Annotated in this window: 8 protein-coding genes and 1 pseudogene; 3 read left to right on the plus strand and 6 right to left on the minus strand. The window is 54.3% G+C overall.

What is annotated here, in order from left to right:
• The 4 genes from EM858_RS26370 to EM858_RS26385 form a co-directional block, all read right to left on the minus strand.
• Positions 1–221, minus strand: a 221-nt coding sequence (locus EM858_RS26370; protein WP_164865577.1) for a transposase, incomplete at its 3' end; no start/stop codon positions are given.
• 231 nt (positions 222–452) lie between these two features.
• Positions 453–1,151 carry a TetR family transcriptional regulator gene (locus EM858_RS26375; protein WP_127758499.1) on the minus strand — a complete coding sequence of 233 codons (699 nt, stop codon included), beginning with the start codon at positions 1,149–1,151 and terminating at the stop codon, positions 453–455.
• Between the two features lie 126 nt (positions 1,152–1,277).
• Positions 1,278–4,400: an efflux RND transporter permease subunit gene (locus tag EM858_RS26380; protein WP_127758500.1), complete on the minus strand. Its 3,123-nt coding sequence runs from the start codon at positions 4,398–4,400 to the stop codon at positions 1,278–1,280.
• Positions 4,401–4,402: 2 nt separating this feature from the next.
• Complete coding sequence (locus EM858_RS26385) at positions 4,403–5,545, minus strand: efflux RND transporter periplasmic adaptor subunit (RefSeq protein ID WP_205649569.1); 1,143 nt, start codon at positions 5,543–5,545, stop codon at positions 4,403–4,405.
• A 147-nt stretch (positions 5,546–5,692) separates the two neighbouring features.
• Here EM858_RS26385 and EM858_RS26390 point away from each other — a divergent pair, with 147 nt between their 5' ends.
• The 3 genes from EM858_RS26390 (at position 5,693) to EM858_RS26400 (ending at position 9,000) form a co-directional block, all read left to right on the plus strand.
• A complete protein-coding gene (locus tag EM858_RS26390) occupies positions 5,693–6,358 on the plus strand; it encodes a TetR/AcrR family transcriptional regulator (protein WP_127758501.1) in 666 nt (221 codons plus the stop codon).
• Positions 6,351–7,559, plus strand: coding sequence for a multidrug effflux MFS transporter (locus EM858_RS26395; protein ID WP_127758502.1), 1,209 nt, complete (start codon positions 6,351–6,353; stop codon positions 7,557–7,559). Before EM858_RS26390 ends, EM858_RS26395 begins: the two co-directional genes overlap by 8 nt.
• Positions 7,560–8,295: 736 nt before the next feature.
• Positions 8,296–9,000, plus strand: a complete 705-nt coding sequence (locus EM858_RS26400; RefSeq protein WP_245483061.1) for a helix-turn-helix domain-containing protein — start codon at positions 8,296–8,298, stop codon at positions 8,998–9,000.
• Positions 9,001–9,016: 16 nt separating this feature from the next.
• On the opposite strand, the gene EM858_RS26405 is transcribed toward EM858_RS26400, so the two are convergent.
• Together EM858_RS26405 and EM858_RS26415 are read right to left on the minus strand one after the other, a co-directional pair.
• Entirely contained in the window at positions 9,017–10,570 is a 1,554-nt protein-coding gene (locus tag EM858_RS26405; protein ID WP_127758503.1) for an ISL3 family transposase, read from the minus strand.
• 809 nt (positions 10,571–11,379) lie between these two features.
• Positions 11,380–11,551, minus strand: a pseudogene (locus EM858_RS26415) (IS701 family transposase); the annotation flags it as partial.

Genomic DNA, 11,551 nt, shown 5'->3' on the forward strand with positions numbered 1-11,551 from the left:
TCAAGCGGACTGGCGTCCCAAATCCCATCCGAGATGAAATGATGCAGACGGTCGTAGTGATCGGGCGCAAGGCGTTCCGCCATCGGCTCGATACTCTTGCGATCACCCGGTCCGATCAGGCCTGAAATATATACCGGGCACATATGCCGCCGCTTTTTGTGACCAAGCTTCTCAACGAACGGCTTCAGCCAATCCGCCAGTGCAATATCCTGCTCCACCATCCACCGCACCCCTTTTGAGGGGCCAAAGATGGCCGATCATCGTTAACCGTCGGTTAATCTGCCAAAGTAGTGCTAGGAAAGGTTGAACCCGGCGGCTGATCGCCGTCCGTTGGAGCGGGTTAACGTCCAGTCTCTGCCGACTACCAACCGGGTTGGGATCATGGCAATCTTCCCGGCAGACCTCTAAGTGGCTAAACAGATGTCTCTGTAGCCTGCAAGCAGCAATCTATCTCATGCACTTTTGTTCGTTTGGGCCTTAGCCACCAGTCGGGAAGGCTCACAATCGACCCGCGATTGATCGACGCCCTGATGAAAAGCCTCGCCGTTTCTCTTCATGCCCGCTAGAACCGTTCTTACAATCATGGCTCCGTCCGGGGCCAGACGAAAGGGAGCTTTCCTGAGCGCCCACTCCAGGACGAGGCCCCCTACGGTGGCATTGAGCATCGATCCGGCCATGGCTGCGGTCCATGGTTCGGCAAGCCCGACATCCCGCTCTGCTGCTTCGAAGATACTGGTGAACCATCCTTCCATTTCCTCTGGAAAGGCACTTCCGCCGCTTTTTTCCTCTGTCGCTTTTGCAAGATCGAGCCTGATCATAACCCGAATGATGCCTTGATGCCGGTGATCTTTCTGTAAACGATGGAATATTTGGGCGATGATATCGCCCAGCCGATCCAGAGATGCAGCCTCTCGTCCGGTCGACAGATCGTTTGCGAGCAACCGAAATGGCTCTTGTGCCTGATCTCTAAGAGCAAGCAGGAGGCCGTGCTTGTTTTTGAAATGCCAGTGGACGGCACCTCGGGTCACACCGCATTGCGCCGCAATCTCTTCCAGACTGACATTTTCGTAGCCCTTCTCCAAGAAAAGCTGCTCTGCAGCTTCAAGGATTTGTCGATTCGTTTCCGCAGCTTCTTCTTTTGTTCGTCTCAACGCAGCCTCCCTGCAATTTCAAAGGACTTATACAACCTTATTGACATCGACTGCAAATCGGGAGGCGGAAACATATGTCATATCTTCAGGGTTGCTGTAGACCCCTTGAAAGGGTCTACAACCGGTTTAGCTGCTTATTTTTCTTCGCTTGAATATCGCCGAGACGATGACGAAGAAAACTGGAACGAATATGATCGCAAGAACGGTCCCCGTTACCGTCCCGAAGAAGGTGGCGTAACCGATCGCTTGTCTTGCACCCGCTCCAGCTCCTGAAGACAGTATCAAAGGAACTACGCCTAGGCCGAACGCGAGGGATGTCATCAAGATTGGCCTGAAGCGGAGCTTCGCGGCTTCGCACACGGCTTCAAACGCCGTCTCTCCGAGATTTGTCATCCGCTCTCGAGCAAATTCCACAATCATAATCCCGTTTTTGCCTGTCAGCCCCACCACGGTGAGCAAACCGACCTGGAAGTAAACGCCGTTGGATTGTCCGCCGATCCAAGCTCCCAGGACGGCGCCGAGCACGCCCACAGGCATAGCTAGGAGGACGGCGATCGGAATGTTCCAGCTTTCGTATAGAGCTGCGAGGCAAAGGAACATTGTGGCCAAAGCCAAGGCATAGAGTGGCAAGGCGCCAGCCCCTGCATCCTTTTCCTCAAGGGACATACCCGTCCATTGAAGGCTGTATCCAGGTGGTAGCTGAGTTGCCAGCCGCTCCATTTCGGCCAAGGCCTCGCCAGAGGAGTATCCTGGTGCTGAAGATCCTTCTATCTCCATAGCGGGAAGCGCGTCGTATCGGCTCACCTGCTGAGGGCCATAGACCCAGGTCTGGTTGGCGATCGTTGCGAGATCCACGAATTCCCCATTGGAATTAGGAACCCTCCATTTGGCTAAATCATCAGGATTCGTTCGAGCGTTAGGTTCTCCCTGCACATAGACCCGTTTCATTCTTCCCTCGTAAAGGAAATCATTGACATAAGAGCTTGACCAGACAGTTGTGAGAAAGGCGCCAACGTCAGAGGCAGTCAAACCCACGGCGCCGGCCTTTCCCCAGTCGATATTAAGCTGGAATTGCGAAGCATCCTCGACGCCGCTTGGTCTGACCGCCATCAATTTTGGAGTTTGAGCAGCAAGTCCAAGCAACATGTTACGGGCTTCCAGCAACTGCTCGTGAGATTGACCCGATCGCGCCTGAAGGAAGGCGGTGAAGCCATTTGAGTTACCAAGCTCTGTCACCGCCGGGGGGACGAGTGGGATTACGAAGGCTTCCTTTATACCTCCCATCAAAGGACCAAACGCGCGGGCCGCAATGGCTTGCGCGGAGTTTTCTTTACCTTTTCGTTCACTCCAGTCCTTCAGTTTGACGAACATCATTGCCATGTTTTGACCCTGTCCGGCAAACGAGAAGCCCCGTACAGCGAAGACAGAATCGACATTCGCCTTCTCCGCGCCTTGGTAGTAGCCTTCTACCTTTCTCAGCACGGCTTCCGTTGTTTCCGCGGTCGCACCGGGCGGTGTCTGAATAATGGTCATCAACGTCCCTTGATCTTCGTCAGGCAAGAACGACGTTGGTGTGCGCTGAAACAGAACGACCATGGCTGCGACAAGCAAAAGATAGATTATGAACATTCGAACGGGGCGCTTCGCAGAAACCCTTACAATACCCCCGTATCGATTTGTTAGAGAAGAGAAGTGTTTCTCGAACCACGCCGAAAATTTCGAACCGAAGCTCGGCTTGGAGTGTGGATCGTGTGCTTGCAACAAGGTCGCGCAAAGTGCTGGCGTAAAGATAAGGGCGACGAGAACCGACAGCGCCATTGCCGAGACGATCGTTACGGAGAATTGTTTGTACATTTCGCCCGTGGCACCGCCGAAGAACGCCATTGGCACGAAGACCGCAGAGACGACCATGGCGATGCCGACAAGCGCGCCTTGAATTTCGCCCATCGACTTCTTCGTCGCGGCAACGGGATCGAGATGTTCATCTCTCATGATGCGCTCGACGTTTTCGACAACGACGATCGCATCATCAACGAGAAGACCGATGGCAAGGACCATTGCCAGCATCGTCAGGGTATTTATCGAGAACCCAAGGGCAGCCATAATCCCAAACGTGCCCAAAAGAACGACCGGCACGGCAAGTGTAGGGATCAGCGTCGCTCGAAAGTTGTGCAGAAAGATCAGCATAACAAGAACGACGAGTACGATGGCTTCGATGAGGGTGTGGATGACAGCCTCAATCGATAGCGATACGAAAGGCGTAGTATCGTATGGAATGACGTAGCTTACACCAGCGGGAAAGAACTGCGATAGGTCGTTAACCTTTGCCTTTACCAATTCAGCTGTTTCGAGTGCATTGGCACCTGACGCAAGCTGGATAGCCATTCCTGTGGCTGGCCGCCCGTTGTGAAAGCTCGAGATCTCGTAGTTCTCGGTACCCAACTCGGCTCTCGCCACATCTCGGAGAAGGACTAGGCCTCCGTCCGTATCGGCCCGCAAAACAATTCTATCGAAATCCTCTGGCGTCCTGAGGAGTGATTGGGCTGTGACTGTTGCGTTCAGCTGCTGCCCCTGAGGAGCAGGCATGGCGCCAAATGAGCCAGCAGAAATCTGAGCGTTCTGTGCACTAATTGCAGTCGTAACGTCGTTAGGAGATATGCCGTAGTACTTAAGTTTCTGGGGGTCGAGCCAAATCCTCATTGCGTATTCGGATCCGAACACTTCGACTTTACCAACACCTTTTAGCCTAGATACCGGTTCTACCATGTACGAGTTAAGGTAATCCGACAGATCGATCGCGCTTCGAGCTCCATCGTCCGAAATAAGAGCGATGACCATCATAAAGCCGGTCGTTGACTTCTCCACGGTGACACCCTGACGGGTAACTTCCGAGGGAAGGCTTGCTTCTGCTTGGCTGAGCTTGTTTTGTACCTGAACTTGCGCGATGTCGGGGTCTGTCCCCAGGTTGAAAGTCAGAGTGATTGTTGCTCTTCCGGTTGAAGTGGTCGATGAGTCGATATATCTCAGCCCATCCAGCCCCGTCATCTCCTTCTCGATGATCTGCACCACCGTATCAGACACGGTCTCTGCCGACGCTCCTGGATAATTTGCGCCGATCACAACCGACGGACCGGCGATGGACGGGTATTGAGATATCGGAAGCCGCATGATCGAGAGAATTCCGAGGCCCATTATGATGATCGCGATAACCCACGCGAAGATTGGTCTATCGATGAAGAAGCGTGCCATGTTCAGTTGCTCCCAACCGGTGCTGACTGCTCATCTACCGGCTTCTGTTCAACCTGTACTGCAGCTCCCGGTTTGGCTTTCTGGAATCCCGAAACGACCACAACGTCGCCGGGCTTCAGTCCACTGTTGGTAACCCATTGGTTGCCATTAGCTGCGACGATCGTTACGGGGCGAACAGCAACTTTTCCATCGTCGACGACCCAAACCGACGCCTCTCCCTTAGCGTTACGCATCACTGCTGACTGGGGCACCAATATCGCCCCGCGAGTCGTGGCCTGGGGAAGTTCAACCTCGACGTATAGCCCCGGCAAAAGTCTGTCATCAGGATTTGCGAATGCGATACGAAGCGTTACCATGCCGGTTGTCGGTTCAACCCGGGGTTCAGCCGCTTTTAGGTCACCCTTGAGCGGATACGGAGCGCCATTCGGCATTATCATTGTTGCGATTGACGAAGCGCGAGCATCGCCGGAGCTCCTGTCAGCATTCCAGCGGAGCAGATCGTTAATCGACTGGGTAACATCTACATAGATGGTATCCAACGCTCGAATAGTTGTAAGCGGCGAAGTCTGCTGGGCTGCAACAAGTGCTCCGGGCGTTGTATCCGAGAAGCCAATTATCCCTGAGATCGGTGCTCGTATGGTGGTGCGCGCCAGGTCGATTTCAGCCGTTCGAAGTTGAGCTTGAGCAACTTGGAGCGCTGCGCGCGCTTTTTCTCGCTCAGCAATCTTCGTATCCCGATTTGAGGCCGAGCTAGCGTTTTTGGCAAACGTTTCTTCTGCGCGCCGCGCATCTATAACGGCAAAATCATAACTCGCTTGAGCTTGGGCCACATTCGCTTTTGCGGATTCTACCGAAGCAATATACGTCTCGTCATCGATCTTGTAGAGTATCTGACCCGCTTTAACCTTGCCCCCTTCCTCGAAGAGCCTCTCCCGGATGATCCCCGAAACTTGGGGCCTTATCTCGGAGATAGTAGACGGCTTGATCCGTCCCGGCAGACGAGCCGTCAGCGTGAAATTCTGCTGTTCGACTTTCACGACACCCACTTGTGGGACAGGCTGATCCTGTGCGGCGGCGACCGTAAAGAAGAGGGGCGATATGAGCGCGCTCGCCACCAATCTTCGTTTTAGAGTTTTGGTTTCCACTTCATAGAACCTTTCATAATTTTTGAGGCAGGAGAATCCCAGTTGGTGCAGTTTGTACTTTACATACATACTGAATGTAAATATGAAAAATAACGACCGGCCATGCTGCTGAGGAACGCGCACAGGAAACGCTTTGGATGAATCCCGATGACAACACGCGCTGACGACGGTTGCCCACCCGCCCAAACCGCTTGGAACCTAGCCGTAAATGCGAGCTTGAGTGCCTTTGTTTGCCGCGGCTATTGCGAGACGGCAATGTCGGACATTGCTGACGCCGCCGGTGTAAGCAAGGGAACCCTCTATCAGATGTTCAAAAGCAAAAGAGACCTGTTCCACCAATGCCTCATCTCCAAAATCATAGATGAAAATGAAGAGGTTTTAACTGTGTTTGCGCCCAAGGCGGTTGCTGAAGACGTTGAGATGTTTCTGCGTTTGCAGTTCCGGCTCTTCTTGGCGGAAGACTCATCCCTCAATCTATTTCGCGTTATGGGGTCGGTTCCGGAGCTGAATTTTGAGCAGATATTTTTTGAACAGCGACTCTTGCCTGCGATAGCGAAATGCGAAGCACTGCTCAGCCGTCAGGCAGGATTAGCAACGATAAACGACGACGTGAAGCGACTCGCATACACAATAATGCTGTCTGTCACGGGCCTATGTATTCAGGCCACTTTAAAGAAATTGCTGAATTTCGCTGATGCGGAAGACACCATTCACACTTTCATCACATCGCTACAAGTCACTCTAAACGCGATGTCACACGATAGACAACGAGCCAAAAATTCTAAGTTGAGGGTAGAGAAGCAACATGAATGAGACATCAACCCGCCGGCTCGTTCCAATCCTGGGGCTCCTGGGGGCCATCGGCCCGCTTTCTATCGACATGTATTTGCCCGGTATGCCTCAAATCGCATACAGCCTGAATATCGGCGAGGGTGCAGTTCAATTCAGCCTTATGACATTTTTTGCTGGACTGATGATTGGCCAACTGTTCTTCGGGCCGCTCTCAGACGCTCTAGGTAGAAAATCGATGATATGCGCGGGTTTGTCCGTGTTTATTGCTGCATCAGTAGGCTGCGGTTTGGCCGACACCGCCATGCAATTCTGCCTTTGGAGGTTTTTGCAAGGCCTAGGCGGTTCGGTTGGGTTCGTCATAGGTCTGGCGATCGTTCGCGACCTCTTCAGCGGTCGCGCCGCCGCTGGCCTCATTTCCCTAGTGATGATTGTTCAAGGAGTAGCTCCTGTTCTGGCGCCGATGCTCGGAACCGCGATTATTGCAGTTGCACCCTGGCCGATGATCTTCCTAGCGTTGGCGGTGTTCGGTACTGTTTGCCTCTTCCTAGTTTGCCTTAAACTGCCGGAAACTCGAGCTGCGGATTTTCGAGGAGGCCGGCGCCCAATGAAGGCCGTTAGAACCTACGGCACCCTCTTAGTCGACAGACAATTCCTGCCTTATGCCTGCGTCTTGTCCTTCGCTATGGCTGGATTTTTTGCCTACCTCGCTGGATCATCATTCGTATTCATCAGCATTCATGAGCTGTCACCAACCATGTTCAGTGTACTCTTCGGAATTAATGCTGTGGGCTTGATGGTCGGAGCACAGATCGCTCCACGGCTGATGACGATGTATGCGCCACAGAGAATTATTCAAGTCGCTCTTGCGTTTTATACGTCTGCCGCCATCGCGGTGACAGCGATTGACTTCGTAAGTGGCGCGGACGTTATTCTCACCGCCGCCTCACTGTTTATCGTCATCGCATCTATGGCATTCGTTATGCCTCTTGCGAGTACATTAACTTTGGAATCGTTCGGCGCAATTTCTGGAACTGCTTCGGCGCTTCTGGGAGCAATGAATTTTGCAGCCGGAACCGTAGCCACCCTGTTCGTAGCGGTGTTCGCTGACGGAACAGCGAGGCCGATGATGACCGCCATTACTGTCTGCGGAATAGCTGCAAGTGCTGCAGCTATGTACGCTTTCCCCAAGCGACAAGTTCCCCGGGCCAGCCAGAGCGACTAACACGTTGAGGACGCGACAATTGTGAACCGTTCTGGGTCGGTCATGTTCTGGCGTTCGCCTGTTGCAATTGGCGTCAAGTACTAAAAGGCTTTGATGCTAGTTGGCAGCCATCGCGCTGACCACAGACCGAAGCATGAACCCGGGGTGACCTCAAACGAGGGGCATAGCAAGTCAGGCAGCGGCGTAAGGGGATCTGTCGGGATTATTTACCGCGATGGCACCATCACGGCGCTGCTGCGGTCGTCACTTTTTGCTTGACTGGAACGGCCCCGTTACCGAAGTCCTGAGCCTAGGGAACGGGCTCGTGTCGGGCTCGGGATAAACGCCGGATCCTCATATCGATCCCATGAAGGCGAAACCGCGGAATTTTCATTGACATCCATTGAGCCGTAGCGCGGCCGAGGTGGAGCCAATTTCAATAGTCCACTTGGACATTCCTCCATGGACAAACATCGCAAAGGGGAAAACGAGCCGCCCTTCGCAACTGCGCCATCACCGTCGTTTACTACTTCCACATCGCAAAAGAATGCGAAGGGCATCTTAACTTTAAAGAGACGGTGCTCACATTGACTTTCATTATCAGACTTTGTTGTCTATATTTGTTCGCAAACATGGCCCTATTTGCGACAGGTTTCAGTCCGTGAATGACGTAACAATGACAAAGATTGAAAACACAACCCTGGGCTCATCGGGTAGGCCCCTGTCTATGCAGCGGCAATCATCCGTGCGTCGGACCATGGAGATTGTTCTGGATACCTGGAACTTCCTGATCCTTCGGGAAGCCTATTTCGGCGTGCGCAGGTTCGACAAGTTTCAGCAGCGGTTGGGAATTCCGCGGCAGACCCTCTCCTCCAGACTGTCTGCGCTCGTTGCAAACGAGATCCTTAGCGTCGGGAAACGACTGAACGAACCGGGACAGCAGTATTTCTTGACGGTACGTGGCAAAGATCTCTTCCCAACGATGCTTTCTCTTATGGAGTTTGGTGACAAGTGGCTGGCCGGTTCCGACGAGCCCCCCCTTCAACTCATCCACAAGAGCTGCGGATGCAATTGCCACCCTGTAACCGTCTGCGGTGAATGTCTTGAGCCATTCACCGCCAAGGAGGTGGCGCCGAGGGACGGGCCTGGCGCAGGGTATGCTCCGATTGAAAATCGCCCCACATCCCGACGGAGCTCCGATCCGAGCCTTTTAGAGAGGGTTCGACCATGCTCGGTGGCACGCACGCTGGGCATCATTGGAGACCGCTGGAGTTTTCTGATCCTCCGCGAAGGATGGAACGGCGTGCGGCGTTACGAAGAAATGCGGGAAAATCTCGGGATCGCGACGAACATCCTGTCCGACCGTCTGGCGCGGCTCGTGCAGGCCGGCGTGTTTCGGAAGGTCCCATACAATTCCGGCGAGCGGTTCGAATTGTCAATCGGCGTCGTAACGGGGCTCTGACGCAATTTCGATGACATTAGGGCGCTCCGACAATACGTGCCTCGAGCAAATCCAGCTTCCCGCGTCCGTACATCTGTCGTTTGATGAGTTTAAGCTTGGTGATCTGTCCCTCAGTTTGGCCGTTCGACCACATTGAAGTTATTGCGTTCTGGACCGCCGCCCGGTCGCGGATTATGCCGTTGGCAAACGACGCGACCAGGCTTCTTGCCGCGCGGTCGATCCAAGTTTCCAGATCATCTTTGGACTTGCTGCGTAGCATTTTGTGGAAGCTCTCGACGACATCCCTGGCCTCAACAAGATCTGGTAGCCTCTCTTCGATGGCGGCGACGGTCACCGTTTGGGCTTTGGTCAAGTTGTTGCGTTCAAGCGTCATCAGGCGGACGATGGTACGAGCGGCCGGCGCATGCCCGAGTCCGTTCTCGGCCTTTTCGGCACGCCTTCGCCGCGTCGCCCATTCGGTGACAACCCGGAGACCGCCGCCGAAGCCAGCCAACCGAAGCTGCCGCCAAAGTTCAGCGCCGTTTCGCAATCCGGCGTCCCATTGTGCTTCAAGCCAAGGCAGATGCGGTTCCAGGGAAGTTTGCCGGACCCGAAAGATGTCGGTCCGTTGACCGCGAACGACACTGCGAACCAGCTTTCGGCTGTGCCCGGTCCTGCGCACGATCTCCTTGATGGATACGCCTTCTTTGACGAGATCACGGATGACGGCGTCTGCCTCTTCACGCCGCAGATATCCCTCATATTGCAGGCGCTCGGCGGCAGTCAGAAGCTTTGGATTTATAGTTGCTGTGCCGATTGCAACGCGGACCTGCCGCATCGACTTGCGAACAGCGTCAAGAAAGGCGTGGCTGGCGTTTTCCATAAGATGCCAGCGGTCGGCGACCTGTTTGGCGTGTGGCAGAGCTTGTGCAGCGGCCTGCGCATACCCGCCGCCGCGGTCTCGTGCGACGATCTCGATCTGTGGATGATCGACCAGCCAAGCCTTGGCGGTCGAGGGTTCTCGGTCAGGCAACAACGCGATCGTCTTTCGTCGTTCGAGATCGCAAATGATCGTGCCATATCGATGATTGCGACGCCATGCCCAATCGTCGATGCCGATCACAGTCGGCGCCGTTGGCGGCGGGCGATCATATCGGCGAACGGTTCGTAGCAGCGTATCATTGCTCACGGGAAGTCCGAGACGATCGGCAAACCGTGCGGCCGGGCGACCACCTAATGCAAGAGCGAGATGCTGTACCAAGCAGTCCAGACGGACCGTTCGACGGGCCATGGGGCGGATCACACCATCGCCGAAGCGCTCGGCGAAAATCTTTCGATGGCAATTGGCTGCACAACAGACGAAGCGCCGGACCGCCAGGCGCAATTCGATCCTTCGACCAGCACAGGGAAGATCGGCAATTATCCGGTGGTAGCGACTATGAATACGACGTGAGACGCTACCGCATTGTGGACATCTGCAATCTGCTGAACGACCACATGCGGCAACGACGATCGTGTCGGCAGATTGATGCATCGATTCAACGCTTAACTCGGCAGGGATCAGATCGGAAAGTCGAAATTTGGCTTGCATGGCGCTGATTCTCCATTGGAAACCAAGCCAATTGAGCAACAAACATCATCGAGAATGAGTCAGACCCGTAACGGGACCCCTTATCGGCTCCCGTTTGGACACCGATCACCCCATGTGCGGGGTCCTTATTCCATGCCTAATCACAGTTCGAATATCGGTTCACCGAAATGGGTCTCGATCTCTACAAGCCGATGCTGGTGATGATGGCATGGGGGGCTCCCAACCAACGATTCCTGCGATTAGTCGCGCGCGAAATACCGAAGTTAGCAGCTTAATTAGCGTGATATTGGCGTCATCTGAAATTGCGTAGAAACGGCAGCGATCGGCGGTAGGAAAGCATGACTCAGTGCAGGGTTAAATAGTGAATTTCGTAAGCGCGGCTTTCCTTGATGAAATGGCCGGTAGCACAGGCCTCCATCGCGACGATGCAGGGCGACTGGTCACTCAAAAATTGCTGCAATCGAGCGCGTGGAAGCACCCGGTTGAATAGAACCGCCCCGCCGCGATCCGTTCTACAGACTTGGAAGCCTCGCTTCGCAAGGTCGAGCGCAAATATTTGCAGCTATGTCATTCCTCCGTGAGCGCCACCATGGCGCTGGGCGGACATCATACTCCGATGCCGGCCGCAGGGGGCATTACACCCCATCGAGTTCACACCCTTTGCACCACTCCATTCAGACAATTAGCACTACTTTGGCAGAATGCATTTTGGCGGTCTGAAGCGGATTCTGCAGTGCGGACATCGTTCTGGGGCTGACGTTGATAGGAGGGTGTTTATGACCGCGCGTCGGATGGCTGGCAGTGTCGGTTTAGGCGGGCCGTGCCTCTTGGTTTTTTTCCCGCTTGGCCTGGTGTAGGCGCTGATGTTGCAGGAAGTGTCGATGCAGACCTTGCCATGATCGGCCTTCGAAGTGATCGAGGCCGAGTTCTTCTTTCATTTGTTGATGCGCCTGCTCGCAGACCCATCGGGCTTTGATGGCA

Source organism: Agrobacterium sp. CNPSo 2736, from assembly GCF_004005385.1.
Taxonomy (GTDB): domain Bacteria; phylum Pseudomonadota; class Alphaproteobacteria; order Rhizobiales; family Rhizobiaceae; genus Agrobacterium; species Agrobacterium leguminum.